The following is a 19,347-nucleotide window of genomic DNA, read 5'->3' on the forward strand; positions in this document are numbered from 1 at the left end:
CAAAATGAGCGTAGCTAAATTCGTGGCGGCCAATGGCCGCGAGGCCTTGCGCCAGGTGCGCGAGGCAATGGGACCGGACGCCGTGGTGCTGTCCAACCGCACCGTCGAGGGCGGCGTGGAGATTGTCGCCATGCGCGACACCGATCTCGGCGCCATCGCCAGCAGCGCACCGGTATTCACGCCGCCGCCCGCCGCTGTGGTGGCCGTCGACGGCGCCCTTGGCGACCTGCGCGGCGAACTGCAGACCATGCGCGCCATGATGGAGCGGCAGTTCTCCGGCGTGGGCACCCACAGCCTGCCGTCGCTGGGCGGCGATCCGCTGCGCGACTCGCTGTTCACCTGGTTAGTGACTGCCGGCTTCTCCGGACAGCTTGCGCGATCACTGCTCGGCCACCTGCCGCTGGGTCATGACCGGCCCGCCGCCATGACCTGGATCCGCCAGGAACTGGCGCGCAAGGTCCCGGTGCTCAACGACGAAGATGCGCTGTTCGCCCAGGGCGGCGTGCTGGCGCTGGTAGGCCCCACCGGCGTGGGCAAGACCACCACCACGGCCAAGCTGGCAGCGCGCTTTGTGCTCAAGCACGGCCCGGAACGCCTGGCCCTGCTGACCACCGACACTTTCCGTATCGGTGCGCACGAGCAACTGCGCATCTACGGCGACATCCTGGGCGTGCCTGTGCACGCGGTCAAGGATGCGGCCGACCTGCGCTTCGCGCTGGCGGCGCTGACCGATAAGCACCTGGTGATCATCGACACCGTCGGCATGAGCCAGCGCGACCGCAACCTGTCAGAGCAGATCGCCATGCTGGCCGGCGTGCAGGCACCGGTGCAGCGCATCCTGTTGCTCAACGGCGCCAGCCACGGCGACACCCTCAACGAAGTCGTGCACGCCTACCGCCACGATGCCACGCCCGACGGCGGCATCGACGGCTGTATCGTCAGCAAGCTGGATGAAGCCACGCACCTGGGCTCCGTGCTCGACGTGGTGATCCGGCACCGCCTGCCGGTCTACTACGCCTCCGCCGGCCAGCGCGTGCCCGAGCACCTTGAACTCGCCAACGGCGCGTCCCTGGTCGAGCGCGCGTTCCAGACGCCGCGCCGCGGCTCCGTATTCGCCGACGCGGAAGCCGCGCGCCGTGCCATGCCCGCGCAGGACGATGGCGACGCCACCCGCGCGGCCAGCGCCGGCGGCGCCGACGGGATGCTGCGCTCGCTGACCGACAACGCCAACGCGGTGGGCGATTGCGTCCAGCAGCTGAACGCTGGCAGCTACAGCTTCGAGCTGGTCCGCTCGCTCTGGCAGCAGCGCGCCGAGAACGCGCCCTCGCCGCGCCTGATGGCGCAGCAGGTGCGCGAAGCCGCCTGCCGCGACCTGAGCCGTCATTGCGATCGTTTCGTGCTTTCGCTCAGCGCCACGGTCGCCGCGCCGGTGGCAGCGCGCCGCGCGCCGCGCCCGTGGCAACACACGCTCTGGCTGGCGGACCGCGACGGCCTGCCGCTGGCGGCGGCCGCCGCGCCCGCCGGCCGCACCGGCCCGGCGCTGCAAGCCGGGCAAGGCGGATGGGAAGCCGACGCTGCCACCCTGTGCGCCGCCATCGCCGCCGCCCGTACCGTGGTCAATCTGCTGGATGCCATGCCCGCCGCCGCCACGCTGGCGCGCTGGCAGCAAGCCGGCGAGCGCTGGCTTGCCACCGCGCGCAAGACCACGCGCGTGGTCAGCGGTGGCGCGGCCGTCAAGCTCGATGCGCTGGCCGAAACGCTGACCTTCCACGCGGTGGAAGACATGGACTATCGCGGCCGCGACGCCGTGCAGTGGATCGCGCAAACGCCGGTGCGCGTGCTTGAGGGGCAGGCACGTGGCACGCGCGGCGCCGCCGAGAGCGGCATCGAGGCCGGCCTGCTGGTGTCGCGCGTGGTCGATCGCGAGAACGGCCAGACGCTAGCCGTGCACTACCTGCTGTGCGACCCGGCGTTGTCGGCCGAGGGCGTGCAACTGGCCCGCTGGGCCCGCTGGGCTGAAGCCGGCGAAGCGCAACTGCGCACGCTGCGCCACGCAATGGATCACCTGGGGCAAGGCGGGCAGGCAGGCAGCAACGAATCCTCGCTGGCCGAAGCGCAAGCCTGCGCGCGTCTGCTCGCCCTGCAGATGGCGGTAGCCGCGCTGCGGCTGGAGCAAGCGTGCGACGACAGCGCCGCCGCGTTCCTGGCGCGGCTGACCGGCCGCGCGCCCGCCCGCCAGATGCCGGCCGCCGCCGTGCTGGTGGAAGGCCTCGGCCGTTTGCTGGCCTTGCTCGACGTGCTGGAGAGCTACCCCGGCCGAGGCGGCCGCGCCACGCCGTCCGCTACCCACGAAGCGCCGCAGGAGGCCTTTCATCCCGGCGACGCCGGCGGCCTGCTCGAAGCGAGCATGAACGGCAGCCGCATGTTGCAAACGCTGACGCAGGGAGAATAAGACGTGACTTCACTCGCCTCCGACCAGGCGGAAAGCTTGCGGCGCATGCTGGCGCCCCGCGCCACGCGCCGCATCGCGGTGGTCGCGAGCGATGCCGGTGCGGGCGCCACCACGGTAGCCCTGGGGCTGGCCAACGCACTCGCCATGCAAGGCGAGCGCGTCCTGCTCATCGATGAAGACCGCTTCGGCGCCCGCGCGACCCGCCTTGCCGGCGCCATGCCGGAAGGCACCCTGGCCGCCGTGCTGGGCGGCACCGTGACGCTGGAAACCGCGCTGGGCAAGCGCCCGGCCGGCGCCATTGCGGTGTTGCCCGGCAGTCCGCAGGCCAGTGGCGGGCTGCAGGCGCTGAACGGCTTTCGCACCGTGCTTACCGACGCCCGCAGCGACGCGGACGGAGGCCTGTCGCAGGTAGCCGGCACGGCGCACAACCTCGTTGTGGTGCTGCGCGCGGAGCCGGCCTCGATCAAGGCCGCCTATGCCTGCATCAAGCGGCTCAATCACCTGTACGCCTGCCGGCGCTTCCACCTGGTGATCAATGCGGCCGCCGGCGATGCCGCCGCGAGTGCCGTGCTGGGCAACCTGGCGCGCACCGCCAGCCAGTATCTCGGCGTCGAGGCGAGCCCTGCCGGCAGCCTGCCGTACGACCCGCTGGTGGAACGCAGCGGGGCACTAGGCCGCTGCGTGGTCGAGGCCTTTCCCGCCGCGCCCGCTACCGCTGCGCTACGCCGCATCGCCACGGGCATTGCCAACTGGCCCTTGTCCACCGATTCCCGTTCAACCCCGACGGCGCCGCTGGCGCCGTCAGCCCCGGCCCTGGCTTAAACGCCGCGGCCTGCAGCCAGGACTCACGAGAATTCCACCATGTACACGATTCAGGGAAAGCTCGAACAGACCGACACCGTGACGGCGCATGCCTCGCTGGTGCGTCGCATCGCCCTGCAACTGGCAGCCAAGCTGCCTGCCAGCGTGCAGCTCGATGACTTGATCCAGGCTGGCATGATCGGCCTGCTCGACGCCGCCAAGCGCTACGAGGACACCCACGGTGCGCGTTTCGAGACCTATGCCAGCCAGCGCATCCGAGGCGCCATGCTTGACGAGGTGCGCGCCAACGACTGGCAGTCGCGCAGCCTGCGCCAGTTCACCCGGCGCATCGAACGCACCGTGCGCGGCCTGGAGCAAACGCTGGGCCGCGCGCCGCTCGACTCCGAAGTGGCGCAGGAGCTTGAGCTGCCGCTCGACGAATACCAGACACTGCTCAATGAAGTCTATGGCTGCCAGCTGCTGCACTACGAGGACTTCGAGCGCTCCGGCGAAGAGGACTTCCTGGACCGGCACCTGAGCGTCAGCGACGATGGCAACCCGCTCACCGTGCTGATGGAAAGCGGCATGCGCGAAGCGCTGATCCGTGCCATCGAGCGGTTGCCGGAACGGGAAAAGCTGGTGCTGTCGTTGTGCTACGACCAGGAGCTCAATTTGCGCGAGATCGGGGCGGTGCTGGAGGTGACGGAGTCTCGGGTCTGCCAGATTCGCAGCCAGGCTATTACGCGGCTTCGTTCGCAGTTGCGCGGCTTGCTATGAGGGGCTGGTGCCATCGTCTTGGCGCTGCGGTGCTGGCCGCAGCCTGCTGCGCGGCCTGGGCCACGCCCGCCGGGCCGCTTCATTCCTGGTCGGCTTCCGTGAACGGGCCTGCGCTGCATGGCAAAGGGTTGCGGACGATGTCGCCGCCGATCTTGCCTACCGGTTACTTGCCGCAGGCGGAGGGGGCTATTACCACCGTGCGGTGGCGATATAGTTTCGCAAGTACTCCGCCTAATGAGCTGCAGGCTTATTTGTGCAATGCGCAGCGTTGTGTGTTGCTGCCGGGGGCGGAGGGGCTTACCGAGGCGTTTAGCGGGGATGATGCGGCTAAGGGGTTTGTGTTTGCGTTTCAGGTGCCTGGGCGGGGGGCGCTGATGCCGGTGTTGTTGGGGCAGTCGAATCAGGTTACGGTTAGTTTTAGGTGATGTTTTGTTGTTGTTGTTGTTGTTGTTGTTGCTGGCGGCGGTTGGTTATAAAAACATAAATTCAAAAGCTTAATGTCAAAGGCTTAAAGTCAAAAGCGGTTTCACCCCCCCTGCGGGGGGCGACCTACTTTCTTGTCTTGCCAAGAAAGTAGGCAAAGAAGCGCGCCCCATACGGCCTGGTACACCTTGACGGCTCGCTTCGCATCGCGGGTCGGTGCGGCCCGCCCCTCGGGCGCTCCGCACGGCTACACCGATCGTGGTTCTGGCGGTGTAGCCTTCTTCCTGCAATTCCTTCTCGTTTTCAGCCTTGTAGCCTTTGGGTTTGACGGGGCGCTTTTGTCCAATGTTGCGCCGGAGCAGTCCGGTGCGCGGTGCGCAAGGCCAGGGTGTGTTTATCGGGGATCTCGAAGGCACGCCGTTGATTGGCGCATTGACTCACCTCGCGCAGCACGGTTGCCGCTCGCCGGCGTTGGCAGCTGCCGGTGAACAACGTCAAAGGTGGTTTCAGCTCACTGCCCGGGGCGGCCTGAGGGGGGGCCGTCGCCTTCTGTTACTAAGCGGCCTTTGATCCGGGTGGCCCCGAGAACCGCTTCTTGATGTTGCGGACTAACCAGTGGCAGTCCAGGTTGGATCCAGAATCAAGATCCGGAAACCATCAGCCGCTGGCCAGGCTGACCCCTTGCGGCCCAGTCTGCGTCCGTCCATCCTTGCCGTAGAGCGTCGCATTGTCCCCACGCTGACGCAGCGCCAGGATTGCCTCTTCGGTGAATTCAAGATGCGCGTCCACCACGGCGGAATTAAGCGCATTGGCATCGCGCGCGGTGCGCGCGGCAAACACCAGCGTCCGCCATGCGGCTTCAACGCCCGCATCGATGTGCCGCCCGAACAATTGTCCGCCTGCGCCGGTGCGAATGCCCAAAGCCCCCATCTGTGCCTCGCGGGTGCGCGTCAAGGCACTCAGTAAGCTGGCCAGTTCGACCTTGCGTTCCAGCAACCCGGCCAGGGCCTGGTAGTCGCCGGCCTTGATCATGGTTCTTTCCTCGTCTAGCACGGCGGCGAATTCCTGCGCCAGCTCGGTTTCGCGGCGCAGGTTCTGGATCAGGGACTGGCTCATGGCTTGCCTATCGTGGGTATGGGTTGGCTAAACAAATGGCCGCGCAGCAGGGATCAGGCGCCGCCGTTCAGCTCACGCAGGGACGCGAGCAGGCCGTCGGCGATCTTGCTGGGGTCGATCCTGATCCGGCCTTCGGCGATGGCCTGGCGGATTTCCTCGACCTTGCCGGTATCGATATCGTCGTCATGATCTTCTACCAGGCGGGCGCCGATCTCGCGCACCTGGGCCGACAGGGGGCTGACACGCACGCTGGACGTATCCGGGGCCGTGGTCGGCCCGGGGGCGCCGGCCACGCTGCGCACGGCGCCGTCGACGGCGTCGCCTGCCCTCGACGAGGTGGTCTGCTTGATCTTCACGGGAATTCCTTGCTGGGTACCTTTGGCTTATCGGATGGCTCAGGCAAAACTTTAGGGTGAAATGGCGCCGGGAAGCCCCGCTTTCCTGGCCCTGGCCCTGCGCGCCATTGTCTCATGAGACGGTTGCGTAACCCCATGGGCCATGCTGGCCGCGTCCCCCTATTGTTGCAGCACCACCGTGTCGCCGCTGCGCACCAGCGCATTGACTACCTGACCGTTCTTTAACCGCACCTGCACGTTGTTGCCCACCGGCGCGTCGGCCATCACCTTGCCTTCGCTGCTGAGCTGGAACGATTCGCCTTCCACCACCACGGTCACGTTCTGCCCCTGCCGTACGGCAATGGCCTTCTTCAGCAGATCCATCCGCAACGGCGAGCCCGCGGCGATGCGGTTTGCCGCCACCGCGCCGGTCACTTGCACCGGATCGGTCACCACCGCGCGCGGCAGCGAGGCCAGGTCGCCCTGGCGGACTTCCATGTCGGCCGCGTCGACGGGTTCGCCGGGCATGAGGTTGCGCGCGGCCACATAGTAGTCGGCAACCACCGACACGCGCGCCTGGACATAGCGCGTCCACGGGCGCTCGCCCGCGCAGCGCACGCCCACGGAGACGCGGCCCCAGGGCGACGCGCCTGGCGGCAGGAAGGGTTCGGGAAGCGGGCAATCCGGCGCGCGCCCGCCCGAAGGCGGCACCACCTGGATGTTGGCCTTGCCCGGCAGGCCGGTGGTCTGGCGTTCGAGGAACTGCTCGACCGCGGTACGCACCGGGTCTTCGGTGAAAGGCGAGGGCGGCGCCGCGCCGGCGCTGCCGGGCAGCGTGCCGCCGGCGGCGAGCACGCAGAGCAGGGCGCGCGCCGCGGCGGCCCGGAAACGAGTGTTCATGTGTGTATCCCGGCAAGAAAACGACGCAGGGCGCGCCGCGGGAGCGGGCGCCACGTGCGTGACAACGGGTCCCATTGTAGGCAGCCCTGCAATCTTGCTCGGGTCGAAATACGCAGGTTTCTTTGCCCTATTCGTGCGATTGGCATGGCGGGGCCGCCCCTAAGATGACACACCTGAAAAGGTCGACCTTCATCGCTCTCCCCTTCAGCGAGACACAGACATGATTGACAGACTCGATGCGGCATTGCGCTTCCAGCAAGAAGCGCTGAGCTTGCGGACCCAGAGGCAATCAGTGATTGCCTCCAATATCGCGCACGCCGATACACCCGGCTACAAGGCGCGCGACTTTGATTTCTCCAGCACGCTGGCGCAGAGCGTCGAGCGGGGCAAGCGCGCCGAAGGCGTTTCGCTGTCCACCACGTCAGTGCGGCATTTGCCGGGCCAGGCGTCGGCGTCGGGGATCGACGAGAGGAACCTCGAGTACCGCATCCCGATGCAGTCGAGTATCGATGGCAATACGGTCGAAATGGATACCGAACGCGTCGCCTTTGCCGACAACGCGGTGCATTTCGAATCCGGGCTCACCGTGATGAGCGCCAAGATCAAAACCATGCTGTCAGCCATCCAGCAGTGAGCGCACCATGCCAGCCATGAACATCTTCGAAGTCACCGGTTCGGCCATGGCTGCGCAGTCGCAGCGCCTGAACGTGACCGCCTCCAACCTCGCCAATGCCGACAGTGCCGTCGGCCCCAATGGCCAGCCTTACCGCGCCAAGCAAGTGGTGTTCGGCCTGGCCGCGACACCAGGCCAGAGCGACATCGGCGGCGTGCAGGTGGAAGGCGTGCTTGAGGATCCGTCGCCGCCGCGCATGGTCCACAACCCCACGCATCCGCTGGCGAACGCTGACGGCTACGTGACGATGCCAAATGTCAACCCGGTGGAGGAGATGGTCAACATGATCTCGGCCTCGCGTTCCTACCAGGCCAACGTGGAAGTCCTCAACACCGCCAAGAACATGATGCTCAAGACACTGACCATCGGTCAGTAAACCGGGATACGCAATGACTACGACCTCCGCCACAAGCAACAACACCAGCGCCGCCGGGATTGCCAATACGCTGCAAAGCGGCAGCGCGAGCGCGGCCGACCTGCAGAACAACTTCCTGAAGATGCTGGTCACCCAGATGAACAACCAGGACCCGCTCAACCCGATGGACAACTCGCAGCTGACCACGCAGCTGGCGCAGATCAGCACGGTGAGCGGCATGCAGACCATGAACGCCACGCTGAATACGCTGCTGGGCCAGGTCAGCGCCAGCCGCGCCATGGACTCCGCGGCACTGATCGGCAAGACGGTAATGGTGCCGGGCAGCGCCACGTCGGTGGCCGGCGGCGTGCCGGGCAAGATCGGTGTCGACCTGCCCGCGACCGCGGATGCGGTCACCGTGCAGGTGCTCGACAAGGACGGCAACACCGTGCGCACCATCGACATGAAGGGCCAGGTCGCCGGCGTGCACGACATCGCCTGGGACGGCAAGAACGACGCGGGCGTCGCGGTAGCGGACGGCGACTACAGCTTCAAGGTGACTGCCACCGCCAACGGCAAGGATGTCACGCCGGTGGCGCTGGTGTACGGCAAGGTCAACAGCATCAGCGGTGACTCTACCGGCGTGCTCGTCGATATCGGCAATGACCGCACCGCGTCGGTCGACGACGTTCGCCGCATTCTTTAAGACATCAGCGAAATCAGCTAACTAGGGGAATATCATGGGTTTCGGTCAAGGGGTAAGCGGCATCAACGCCGCCGCATCGAATCTGGACGTCATCGGCAATAACATCGCCAACGCCAACACCGTCGGCTACAAGCAATCGACGGCCCAGTTCGCCGACGTGTATGCCGGTACCAAGATTGGCCTGGGTACCACGGTGAACTCGGTGGTGCAGTCATTCAACCAGGGCAATATCGAATCGAGCGGCAGCGCGCTCGATGTGGCGATTACCAACGGCAATGGCTTTTTCCGCCTGACCGACTCTTCGGGCTCAGTCTTTTACTCGCGCAATGGCCAGTTCCAGCGCCAGCAAGACGGCCGCATCACCAATGCGCAGGGCCTTCAGCTGAGCGGCTATCCGGCAGGCGTGACCGGCGGCGGTGCGGTGCAGCCGCAACCCCTGGTCGTGCCGAACACCACGATGGCGGCCAAGGCGACGACCACGCTGGGCGTTTCCTTCAACCTGGATTCCGGCAGCAAGGTACCGGGAGCGGCGTTCGCCAGCACGCCGGCGGCGCTGCCTACGTCCAATATGTACAACTACAGCACCGGCGTTACGGTGTACGACTCGCTGGGCAACGCCAGGCAGCTGACGGCGTATTTCTCCACGGGTACCCCCGGCGCGGGCACGTTCCCTGCAGCCGGTGGCGGCGGCACCGACTGGACGATGAACCTGACCGATGCGGCGGGCAATGTCGTCGGCGCGCCGATCACGCTGAAGTTCGACTCGAAGGGCACGCTGCAGGTACCGGGCGCAGGTGCTACCACCACCATCAATATTGCCGCTTCCAACGGCGCGGCTCCGCTGGCCATCGCGATGGACCTGACCGGCACCACGCAGTTCGCCGGCGCCAGCGATACCAAGCCGCCTGTCCAGAACGGCTATACCGCCGGCAGCCTGCTCGGCTTCGCGATCCAGCCGGACGGCACGATCCTCGGCAGTTATTCGAACCAGCAGAAGCAGTCGCTGGGCCAGGTCGTGATGGCCGGCTTCGGCAACGCGCAGGGCCTGAAGCCCGAAGGCAACAATGTGTGGTCCGAGACCGGCGCGTCGGGTCAGGCGGTGATCGCCGCGCCCGGCGGCAGCCTCGGCCAGCTCAAGTCCAATGCGGTGGAAGCTTCCAACGTGGACTTGTCGGGCCAGCTCGTCAGCCTGATCGTGGCGCAGCGTAACTACCAGGCCAACGCGCAGACCATCAAGGCGCAGGACACGGTCATGCAGACCCTGGTCAACCTGTAATGCGCAGCGTCGGCAAGATGGGCCGGACGAGCGGGAGTTAAAGGGACGCCATGGACCGCATGATCTATACCGCCCTGTCGGGCGCCAAGCAGACGCTCGACCAGCAGGCCGCGGTGTCCAACAACCTGGCCAACACGTCGACCCCCGGCTTCCGCGCGCAGGTCAATATGTTCCGCGCGGTGCCGGTGGTGGGGCAGGCGTCGCCGACGCGCGCCTTCACGCTGGCCTCCACGCCCGGCGCCGACCTCAAGGCCGGTCCGCTGACCTACACCGAGCGTCCGCTGGACGTGGCGCTGCAGGGCAACGGCTGGCTGACGGTGCAGGCGCCGGACGGTAGCGAAGCCTACACCCGCGCGGGCTCGCTGCAGGTGTCGGCGGACGGGCAACTGCAGACCAGCACCGGCCTGCAGGTGATGGGCGACGGTGGCCCGATCGCGGTGCCGCCGGGTGCGGCGGTCAGTATCGGCAGCGACGGCACGATCACAGCGCGCGGCCCTGGGGAAACCTCCGCCGGCCTGGCCCAGATCGGCAAGCTGCGCCTGGTGAATCCGCCGCCTGATTCCATCGCCCGTGGCGACGATGGCCTGTTCCGCCTGCGCCCCGGCGCGCAGCCGCTGCAGGTCGATGCCAACATCCGCGTCATTTCCGGCGCGATCGAGGGCAGCAACGTCAATCCGGTCGAGTCGATGGTCGACATGATCGCCAACGCCCGCCGCTTCGAGATGCAGATGAAGATGATCCAGAGCGCGGATTCCAACGAACAGCGCTCCAACCAGCTGCTCTCGACCAACTGAAATTGAATTGATGTGCCGCCGCGGCTCGCGGCGGCCTTGTGAGGACTAACATGATCCGCTCTCTCTGGATTGCCAAGACCGGCCTCGATGCGCAGCAGACGCAGATGGACGTGATCTCGAACAACCTGGCCAACGTCTCCACCAACGGCTTCAAGCGTGGACGCGCCGTGTTCGAGGAACTGATGTACCAGACCGTACGCCAGCCAGGCGCGCTGTCTTCGGACCAGACCACCCTGCCGTCCGGCCTGCAGCTGGGCACCGGCGTGCGCCCCGTGGCAACCGAGCGCATCCATACCCAGGGCAATCCGCAGCAGACCGGCAACAGCAAGGATGTGGCCATCCTCGGCAACGGATTTTTCCAGGTGGCACTGCCCGACGGCACCACCGCCTACACGCGTGACGGCTCGTTCCAGAGCGACCAGAACGGCCAGCTGGTGACGTCCAGCGGCTTCGTGATCCAGCCTGCCATCACCCTGCCGGCCAACTACACGTCGCTGACCGTGGCGCGTGACGGCACCGTCTCGGTGACGCAGCCCGGCTCGGCCAACAACGTGCAGGTGGGCCAACTGCAACTGGCGACGTTCGCCAACCCGGCCGGCCTGGAAAGCCTCGGCGAGAACATGTACGTGCAGACCGACGCATCTGGCGCACCGAACACCACCGTGCCTGGCCTGAACGGCGCCGGCACGCTGCAGCAGAACTACGTGGAAGCATCCAACGTCAACGTGGTCGAAGAGCTGGTCAGCATGATCCAGACCCAGCGCGCCTACGAGATCAACAGCAAGGCCGTGCAGACGTCCGACCAGATGTTGCAGCGTCTCACCCAGCTCGGATGATCATGATGGCCTCGCTGACTCGCCTGGGCGCGCTTGCCTTGTGCTGCTTCGCGACCGGTTGCGCGATGGCGCCGCGCGAGCCGCTGGTGCAGCTTCCCACCACCGCACGGGCCGAGCCGCGCGCGCCGGCGCGGTCGAGCGGATCGATCTACCAGTCGTCGTATGCCGGCAATCCGCTGTTCGAGGATCGCCGGCCGCGCAACGTGGGCGACATCCTGACCATCATGATCACCGAGAACGTCAACGCCAGCAAGAACTCCGGCACCAATGCCAGCCGCACGTCCAACAGCGCGCTGGCGTACGACGCGCTGCCCAAGGTGCTGGCTGGCGTGTTCAACGGCAGCCAGACCGCCACGATGAGCGGCGCCAACTCGCTCAAGGCCAGCGGTGGCGCCAGCGCCACCAACACATTCAACGGCACCATCACCGTGACCGTGCTGGAAGTGCTGGCCAACGGCAACCTGATCGTCTCCGGCGAAAAGCAGATGGCGATCAACCAGGGTGCGGAGTTCATCCGCTTCTCCGGCGTGGTCAACCCGCGCACGATTACCGGTGACAACGCGGTGCCCTCCACGCAAGTGGCGGACGCGCGCATCGAGTACACCGCCAAGGGCTATATCGACGAAACGCAGAACATGGGCTGGCTGCAGCGTTTCTTCCTCAATGTCTCACCGTATTGATCACCGACCGCGTCATGTTCCTGTCTTCGCTCCCTGCCTTGCGCTGCCGCTTTGTCCGCGCTCTCTTCCTTGCGCTGACGCTGGGCCTGCTCGCGGGCGCGGCGCACGCGGAACGGCTGAAGAATCTCGCCACCTTCCAGGGCGTGCGTGACAACCCGCTGGTGGGCTACGGCCTGGTGGTGGGGCTGGACAACACCGGCGACCAGACCATGCAGACGCCGTTCACCACGCAGAGCTTGACCAATATGCTCTCGCAGCTGGGCATTACCCTGCCCGCCGGCAAGAACATGCAGCTCAAGAATGTGGCGGCGGTCATGGTCACGGCCACGCTGCCGCCGTTTGCACAGCCGGGCAGCCAGCTCGACGTGGTGGTGTCCTCCATGGGCAATGCCAAGAGCCTGCGTGGCGGCACACTGCTGATGACGCCGCTCAAGGGCGCCGACGGCCAGGTCTACGCGATCGCGCAGGGCAATATGCTGGTGGGTGGCGCGGGCGCGTCGGCCAACGGCAGCAAGGTGCAGGTCAACCAGCTGGCGGTGGGCCGCATCGCCAACGGCGGCATCGTCGAGCGCGCGGTGCCGGCGTTCCAGCCGGAAGGCGGCATCCTGAACCTGGAGCTGCGTGAAACCGATTACGGCACGGCCGAGCGGGTGGTCGAGGCAATCAATCGCTCGATGGGCGGCGGCGTAGCCAGTGCGCTGGACGGCCGGGTGGTGCAGGTGCGCACGCCCGCCGCGCCAGGCGCGCGCGTGGGCTTCATGGCCCGCATCGAGAATATCGACGTCACGCGCGCCAAGGCTGCCGCCAAGGTCATCCTCAATGCCCGTACCGGCTCGATCGTGATGAACCAGGCCGTTACCGTGGACGACTGCGCCGTGGCGCACGGCAATCTGTCGGTGGTGATCAATACCCAGCCGGTGATCAGCCAGCCGGCCCCGTTCAGCGGCGGCCAGACCGTGGTGGCACCGGTATCGCAGATCAACCTGAAGCAGGAGGGCGGCGCGCTGCAGATGGTCAAGGCCGGCGCTTCCCTGGCCGCCGTGGTCAAGGGCCTGAACGCGCTCGGCGCGACGCCGGCCGACCTGCAGACCATCCTTGAGGCGATGCGCGCGGCCGGTGCGCTGCGCGCCGACCTCGAGATCATCTGACCATGTCCAGCAGCCGGCTGGCCGCCCAGGCCGATCTCTCGCAACGCTTCGCGCTCGACACGCAGGGCTTCGAAGGCCTCAAGCAGAATGCGCGTACGGGCGCCAGCCCCGAAACGCTGCGTACCGCCGCCCGGCAGTTCGAGGCGGTGTTCACGCAGATGGTGCTCAAGAGCATGCGCGATGCCACGCCGCAGGATGGCTTGTTCGACAACGAGCAGACCAAACTGTACATGTCGATGATGGACCAGCAGTTGTCGCAGCAGATGTCCTCGCGCGGCATCGGCCTTGCCGATGTGATGGTGCGCCAACTCGCGCGGGCCAGCGGCGCGGGCCTTCCGCCCGAGCTCGCCGGCGCGGCCGCGAAGCAGGCGGCCGTGCAGGCCGGCATGGACGACGCGGCTCCCGGCCTGGCGCGCGCGCTGGACATGCGCAACGGCGACGGCGCGGGGGATGCCGACAGGCCGCGCGTCGGCAGCGTGGTGGCCGGCACCAGCTGGAACCCCACGGCGGGCCTGCGCCACTACCAGCCGCAGGAACCAGGCGCCTGGCAGGGCGGGGCCTCCGTGTTGCCGGAAGACACGCCCGCCCACATCAGCGCCTTCGTCTCGCGCATGGCCGGATCCGCCCAGTCGGCGGCACGTGCCACCGGCGTGCCGGCGAAGCTGATCCTCGGCCAGGCGGCGCTCGAATCCGGCTGGGGCCGGCGCGAGATCGCCTACCCGGACGGCAGCACCACCTTCAATGTCTTCGGCATCAAGGCGGGCGCCAACTGGAAGGGCCAGGTCGCGGAAATCACCACCACCGAATACATCGACGGCCAGCCGCAAAAGGTGCGCGCGCGCTTCCGCGCCTACGCTTCGTACGACGAAGCCTTCGCCGACTACGGCCGCTTGCTGAGCAACAACCCGCGCTACGCCGAGGTGCTGGCCGCTGCCACGCCGGACGACGCGGCGCGCGGCCTGCAGCGGGCCGGCTACGCCACCGATCCGGCTTATGGCGAGAAACTGGTGCGGATCATGCGAAAAGTGCCCGTCTGAGCGCCCGGAACAGGCTGGCCGGACGCTGTGCCAGGCGGCTGGCGCGGCCACCGGAGAGCCAGGCGTAAATTCCCCGCGCCGCGCACTAAAGTCTCTTTGTACTTCTGCCGTTACTTACATCATTCACCGCCGTCGATGTCCGGCAGCGGCGACCCGGCATCGAAGGGCCAGCACAGGCGGCCACGGTGCGCGGATCGCCCGGCCAGGCGCGCGGCAGCCACCAGACGCGGGGTTAGAGCATGTCTCTCTTCAATATCGGACTTTCCGGCCTGAACACGGCGCAGAACGCGCTGACCACGGTTGGCCACAACGTCAGCAATGCGGCCACCACGGGCTATACGCGGCAGAACACCATCATTGCCTCCGCGGGCGGCCAGTACACCAGTTCGGGCTTCTATGGCCAGGGCTCCAATGCCACCTCGGTGGTCCGCGTCTATGACGAGTTCCTGACCGGCCAGTTGCGCGGCGCGGTGACCGCCAGCGCGCAACTCTCGACCTACTCCGCCCAGATCAGCCAGATCGACAACCTGCTGGCCGACCAGAAGGGCGGCCTGGCACCGCTGATGCAGAAGTTCTTCGCCGCGGTCCAGGGCGTATCGGATACGCCGGCGGATCCGGCCGCGCGCCAGAACATGCTCAACGCCGGGCAGTCGCTGGTGGGGCAGATGCGCGCCGCCAACTCCTACTTCCAGCAACTGCGCGATGGCGTCAACACCCAGCTGCAAAGTTCGGTGACCCAGGTCAATGCCTACTCCCAGCAGATCGCCAAGCTGAATGACCAGATCACGCGGGCTGTCGCTGCCGGCGGTGGCCAGCAGCCCAACGACCTGCTCGACCAGCGCGACCAGTTGGTCTCCGAACTGGCCCAGATAGTCGGCGTCAAGGTCGTGCCGCAGGACAATACCTACAACGTCTTCATCGGCAACGGCCAACCGCTGGTGATGGGCACTGCCTCCTATGACCTGAAGGCGGTGCAATCGTCCGCGGACCCCTCGCGTACCGCGATCGCGTACACGCAAGGCAACGGCAACGTGGTCGAGATGGACGACAGCACGCTCACCGGCGGCTCCGTCAGCGGCCTGCTCAAGTTCCGCAGCGAGACGCTGGACTCCGCGCAGAACGCCATTGGCCGGCTGTCGGTGACGCTGGCCCAGACCTTCAACGACCAGCACAAGCTCGGTGTGGACCTGAACGGCCAGGTTGGCGGCGACCTGTTCAAGCTGGGCTCGCCGTCGGTACTGCCCAAGAGCACCAATGCCGGCAACTCGCTGGTAACGGCCACCATCAGCAATACGTCGCAGCTGACCACCAGCGACTACACCCTGAGCTACGACGGCACCAACTACAACCTGGTGCGCATGTCGGACAATAAGACCGTTAGCCAGCCGGGCGCCGCCGCCACCTATCCGCTGACGCTCTCGCTCGATGGCGTGGACGTGCAGATCCCGACGGCCATGTCGGCCAACGACAGCTACCAGATCCAGCCGACCCGCAACGTTGCTGCGGCGATAGACATGGCCATCAAGGATCCGGCCAAGATCGCGGCCGCGAAGGCCCCGCTGACTGGCAGCGCAGGCGCCGCAAACACCGGTACGGGTACTGCGAAGGTCACCAACGTCGCACAGGGCGCCAGCAAGCCGCTCACCGCGATCACGGCCACCTACGACAGCGCCACCGCCAAATACATCTTTACCGACCCGACCGGCGCCGCGGTGCCGTCGACTGGCCCGACTCCCAACGGCAGCGCCCAGGACTACGTGATCAACGGCATCACCGTAAGCTTCAGCGGCGCGCCGGCGAACAACGACAAGATTACGCTGACACCCAACGCCAGCGGCGCCTCCGACAACGGGAACGCGCTGGTGCTGGCCAAGCTGCAGAGCGCCAAGACCATCGGCGGCGTGTCGAGCTACAACGACGCTTATGCGCAGCTCGTCAACGACGTTGGCAGCCGCGCCAAGTCGATCCAGATCGCATCGACCTCGCAAGACAGCGTAACCACTCAGGTGACGACGGCGCAACAAGGTGTGTCCGGCGTCAACATGGATGAGGAAACGGTCTCCATGCTGCGCTTCCAGCAGCTCTACCAAGCCAACGCCAAGGTTATCCAGACTGCCACCACCCTGTTCGACACCATCATCGGCATCGGCCGCTGAGCGCCCTGACGAATCGGACCCCGAAAAGGAACAGACATGCGCATCGCAAGCTCCACGCTCTATCAACTCGGCCTGGCCTCGATGAACAGCCAGCAGGGCTCCCTGCTGCATGTGCAGCAGCAGCTCGGCACCGGCCGCCGCATCCTCTCTCCGTCGGACGACCCGGTGGGAGCAACCCGGGCGCTGGTGGTAGCGCAATCCAGCGCGGTTAACGACCAGTACGCTACGTCGCGCAAGCAAGCCAACAGCAATCTCGCGATGGAAGACAGTACGCTCAAGAGCGTGACTACCGCTATTCAGAATATCCAGACGCTGGTGGTACAGGCCGGTGACGGCACCATAAGCGACGCCGATCGTGCCTCCGTCGCCTCGCAGCTGGAAGCCAACTACAACCAGTTGCTCGGGCTGGCCAACAGCGACGACGGCAACGGGAATTTCCTGTTCGCTGGCTTCCAGTCGCAGTCGCCGCCGTTCAGCAAGGACAGTGCCGGCGCCGTGCAGTACAGCGGCGATAGCGGTCAGCAGTTGCTGCAGGTCGACGTGGCACGTCAGCTGGCGACCGGCGACAACGGCCGCGATATCTTCCTGAGCGTGCAGAACACGGCCACGTATGTTGCCTCGGCAAAAAGCAGCAACACGGGCGCGGCAACCTACAGTGCAGTCACGGTGTCGGACCCTACCAACGCACTGTATGGGCACAGTATCTCGATCAACTTCGGCACAGATCCGGTCACCGGCATCTTGCAGTATCAGCTGAACGACGAAAACGCTGTTCCGCCTGCGGCAATCGGCGCGCCAGTGACCTACACGGATGGCGCCGGCATCCAGGTGGCGGGCCTCTCGCTGTCGGTCAAGGGTACGCCGGTCGCTGGCGATCGCATGGACCTGCAACCTGCGCAGCTTGCCGGAACCGATATTTTCAGCAACGTCAAGGATGTCATCAACGCGCTGAAGAAGCCCCTCTCGACTGATGCCGATCATGCGGCACTGGCCAATGTGCTGGCCACCGCCAATCGCAAGATGAGCAATTCGCTGGACAACGTCAGCACGATCCAGACCGGCGTCGGCGCGCGGATGCAGGAACTGGACGCGCTCGATACGATCGGCTCCAACCGCAGCCTTAATTACAGCCAGACACTTTCCGGACTGCAGGATCTGGATTACTACTCGGCTATTACTGAGTATTACCAGCGTCAGACTTCGCTGCAGGCTGCGCAGCAATCGTTTATGCAGATCCAGGGGATGAATCTGTTTAAATTTTTGTGATTGGTGGTCGGCGCTCGGCGCGCCGGTGTCTGTTAGGAAACAATAAAGGCCATCACGCGAGCGCAACAAAGCCCGCAACGGGGCGGTAGAACCAACTGGAAATCGTTTGCTGGCATTGCTTTTCGACCTTTATTGTCCGGGCCCGCAATGGTCTCTCACAGCATCGCCGGGACTCCTCCAATAGGAGGAAGTAACTTTTCCTCAACAAATTGAGGTCGGAGGAGCTCGGAAACATCGCTTCCTCATATCGCGAATCGCCCCGCAAGCTTTGAACCACAGGGCTTTCTGGGCTTTTTTGGGCTCAGAACAGTCTATTTGCCCAGCATAGTGCGCAGGATTGATGCGTTTGCACCTGTAAGGCGCTCCATCTCTGTAGCGTAGCTGTAGAGCCGGTGCAGTGCCAGCGCGATAGCGCACGGCCGCGAGTAGCCCCCTTCACAGTGCACGACGACGGTTATCTTCCTCACCCGGTAGCTCCCCCGACGATGTCCCGAGTCGCTTCCGCATGCACCGGCTGGAAGGAATGTGCAAGCTTTTCCTGCACCCTAGCCGAGAGGTCCGGGCTCATAAAGTCGACATCCGCGAAGCTAAGCCGCAGTACGCGTTCGAATCCATCGAGGCTGGCTGGCGGGCGTCGCTTCGCACGCGAGTTGTCTTCCGGAGGATTTCGCGCCGTCGAGTATCCGTTTCGAGCGGATGAAGGTTGAAGGTGACATCGTTATGGCGATTCAACTACAACTCGGCACCAGGGAGATTGTCTGGCTCGCGGATATCCTTGACCCTGATCTTTGGGTGACTATCGACTTCTGGAAGCGGTAAAGGCAGTGCCGATTGTGCTCGGGGGTTGAGAATGAGGATGGATGGGACTACCGATTCTTCATGACGGAAATGCCGACAGGCAAGCTGCGGAGCGAAGACTTGCTCTCGGACATGGGTGAGTCTCAATCCTCGAACCTGTGCCATAACATGGTGTGTCTTGCCAGGACGCTGCACGAAGCAGCGGATGTGCGTGGAGCCGTGTTGCCGAAGTGCTTGGCATATCCATTGTTGTCAGGCAGGATGCCGCCTTGGCTAAGTCCAGTAGAACAGTCGCTGAAATTGGTGACGGCGCCTGTGGATATGGAAGGCGGTAGGACGCGATAGGGTCGGCTGCTGAGGCTCGCGAGTACAAGTAAATCCTCCCCTCACGCGGAAGTCGTCGCCAACTAAGGTGGCTGCGTTGCGCTCAACCGGCACATCCTACCTCTACGGTCATCGCTATACTGTGCTTGCGCCTACCATCGACCGCATATCTCGACGTCCATGACCTTGCCGCCTTCCTCAAGGTCAGTCCTGCCACCATTCTTCGTTGCGGCCAAGGCAAGCCGCATACTTTGCCGCCACCGCCTGCTCACCTTGGCCCCAATTCTCCGCTTCGCTGGCGCTGGACGGGCCTCGTTTTCTAGCCGACCAGTCCCTGGCGGCCGATTACCGCGCAGGAATTGCCGCGCTCCGCGCGCGAACCGGCCATGGCGGATACATGGCATATGCTTTGCTTTGCAACGTGCTGAACTCAGACCTATTCTCGAAAAGAGGTCTTTGTGCTTCGCAAACTTGCCGGAGGCCCGCCATGAAAC

At 65.6% G+C, this 19,347-nt stretch carries 18 protein-coding genes; 15 read left to right on the forward strand and 3 right to left on the reverse strand.

Annotation, left to right across the window (positions count from 1 at the left end; translation table 11 throughout):
• Positions 1-4 precede the first annotated feature (4 nt).
• Genes flhF through ACZY0R_RS09155 form a run of 4 tightly spaced genes read left to right on the forward strand, consistent with a single transcriptional unit; the run spans position 5 to position 4,455 of the window.
• Positions 5-2,452, forward strand: a complete 2,448-nt coding sequence (gene flhF, locus ACZY0R_RS09140; protein WP_488858077.1) for a flagellar biosynthesis GTPase FlhF — start codon at positions 5-7, stop codon at positions 2,450-2,452.
• A gap of 3 nt (positions 2,453-2,455) precedes the next feature.
• Entirely contained in the window at positions 2,456-3,274 is an 819-nt protein-coding gene (locus ACZY0R_RS09145; RefSeq protein WP_488858078.1) for a MinD/ParA family ATP-binding protein, read from the forward strand.
• Positions 3,275-3,313: 39 nt separating this feature from the next.
• On the forward strand, positions 3,314-4,030 hold the full coding sequence (locus tag ACZY0R_RS09150) for an RNA polymerase sigma factor FliA (RefSeq protein ID WP_006162649.1): 717 nt from the start codon (positions 3,314-3,316) through the stop codon (positions 4,028-4,030).
• The gene (locus ACZY0R_RS09155; RefSeq protein WP_488858079.1) at positions 4,027-4,455 is read left to right on the forward strand and encodes a flagellar protein FlhE; all 429 of its coding nucleotides are present in this window, start codon (positions 4,027-4,029) and stop codon (positions 4,453-4,455) included. The genes ACZY0R_RS09150 and ACZY0R_RS09155 overlap by 4 nt, the downstream gene beginning before the upstream one ends.
• Positions 4,456-5,110: 655 nt before the next feature.
• Here the strand turns inward: ACZY0R_RS09155 and ACZY0R_RS09160 are convergent.
• From ACZY0R_RS09160 to flgA, 3 genes are all read right to left on the reverse strand, one after another.
• Positions 5,111-5,569: a flagella synthesis protein FlgN gene (locus ACZY0R_RS09160; protein ID WP_488858080.1), complete on the reverse strand. Its 459-nt coding sequence runs from the start codon at positions 5,567-5,569 to the stop codon at positions 5,111-5,113.
• Between the two features lie 53 nt (positions 5,570-5,622).
• On the reverse strand, positions 5,623-5,925 hold the full coding sequence (gene flgM, locus ACZY0R_RS09165; RefSeq protein ID WP_488858081.1) for a flagellar biosynthesis anti-sigma factor FlgM: 303 nt from the start codon (positions 5,923-5,925) through the stop codon (positions 5,623-5,625).
• Between the two features lie 159 nt (positions 5,926-6,084).
• The gene (gene flgA / locus ACZY0R_RS09170; RefSeq protein ID WP_488858082.1) at positions 6,085-6,804 is read right to left on the reverse strand and encodes a flagellar basal body P-ring formation chaperone FlgA; all 720 of its coding nucleotides are present in this window, start codon (positions 6,802-6,804) and stop codon (positions 6,085-6,087) included.
• A 220-nt stretch (positions 6,805-7,024) separates the two neighbouring features.
• Here flgA and flgB point away from each other — a divergent pair, with 220 nt between their 5' ends.
• The 11 genes from flgB to flgL all read left to right on the forward strand — a co-directional run bounded on the left by flgB (position 7,025) and on the right by flgL (position 17,731).
• The gene (gene flgB, locus ACZY0R_RS09175; protein ID WP_035874951.1) at positions 7,025-7,438 is read left to right on the forward strand and encodes a flagellar basal body rod protein FlgB; all 414 of its coding nucleotides are present in this window, start codon (positions 7,025-7,027) and stop codon (positions 7,436-7,438) included.
• Between the two features lie 7 nt (positions 7,439-7,445).
• The gene (gene flgC / locus ACZY0R_RS09180; protein ID WP_488858083.1) at positions 7,446-7,853 is read left to right on the forward strand and encodes a flagellar basal body rod protein FlgC; all 408 of its coding nucleotides are present in this window, start codon (positions 7,446-7,448) and stop codon (positions 7,851-7,853) included.
• A gap of 13 nt (positions 7,854-7,866) precedes the next feature.
• The gene (locus ACZY0R_RS09185) at positions 7,867-8,538 is read left to right on the forward strand and encodes a flagellar hook assembly protein FlgD (protein ID WP_045235724.1); all 672 of its coding nucleotides are present in this window, start codon (positions 7,867-7,869) and stop codon (positions 8,536-8,538) included.
• 34 nt (positions 8,539-8,572) lie between these two features.
• Entirely contained in the window at positions 8,573-9,814 is a 1,242-nt protein-coding gene (flgE, locus tag ACZY0R_RS09190) for a flagellar hook protein FlgE (protein ID WP_488858084.1), read from the forward strand.
• Positions 9,815-9,864: 50 nt separating this feature from the next.
• Entirely contained in the window at positions 9,865-10,608 is a 744-nt protein-coding gene (flgF, locus tag ACZY0R_RS09195; RefSeq protein WP_035874962.1) for a flagellar basal-body rod protein FlgF, read from the forward strand.
• Between the two features lie 50 nt (positions 10,609-10,658).
• On the forward strand, positions 10,659-11,444 hold the full coding sequence (gene flgG / locus ACZY0R_RS09200; protein ID WP_035874965.1) for a flagellar basal-body rod protein FlgG: 786 nt from the start codon (positions 10,659-10,661) through the stop codon (positions 11,442-11,444).
• Positions 11,441-12,124 carry a flagellar basal body L-ring protein FlgH gene (locus ACZY0R_RS09205; RefSeq protein WP_045235722.1) on the forward strand — a complete coding sequence of 228 codons (684 nt, stop codon included), beginning with the start codon at positions 11,441-11,443 and terminating at the stop codon, positions 12,122-12,124. The genes flgG and ACZY0R_RS09205 overlap by 4 nt, the downstream gene beginning before the upstream one ends.
• A gap of 14 nt (positions 12,125-12,138) precedes the next feature.
• Entirely contained in the window at positions 12,139-13,272 is a 1,134-nt protein-coding gene (locus ACZY0R_RS09210) for a flagellar basal body P-ring protein FlgI (protein WP_488858085.1), read from the forward strand.
• A 2-nt stretch (positions 13,273-13,274) separates the two neighbouring features.
• Entirely contained in the window at positions 13,275-14,309 is a 1,035-nt protein-coding gene (gene flgJ, locus ACZY0R_RS09215) for a flagellar assembly peptidoglycan hydrolase FlgJ (protein WP_488858086.1), read from the forward strand.
• A 239-nt stretch (positions 14,310-14,548) separates the two neighbouring features.
• Positions 14,549-16,465 carry a flagellar hook-associated protein FlgK gene (gene flgK, locus ACZY0R_RS09220; protein WP_488858087.1) on the forward strand — a complete coding sequence of 639 codons (1,917 nt, stop codon included), beginning with the start codon at positions 14,549-14,551 and terminating at the stop codon, positions 16,463-16,465.
• Between the two features lie 36 nt (positions 16,466-16,501).
• Positions 16,502-17,731, forward strand: a complete 1,230-nt coding sequence (gene flgL / locus ACZY0R_RS09225; protein ID WP_488858088.1) for a flagellar hook-associated protein FlgL — start codon at positions 16,502-16,504, stop codon at positions 17,729-17,731.
• The last annotated feature ends 1,616 nt before the right edge of the window (positions 17,732-19,347 follow it).

It is taken from the genome of Cupriavidus sp. F041, from assembly GCF_057814235.1.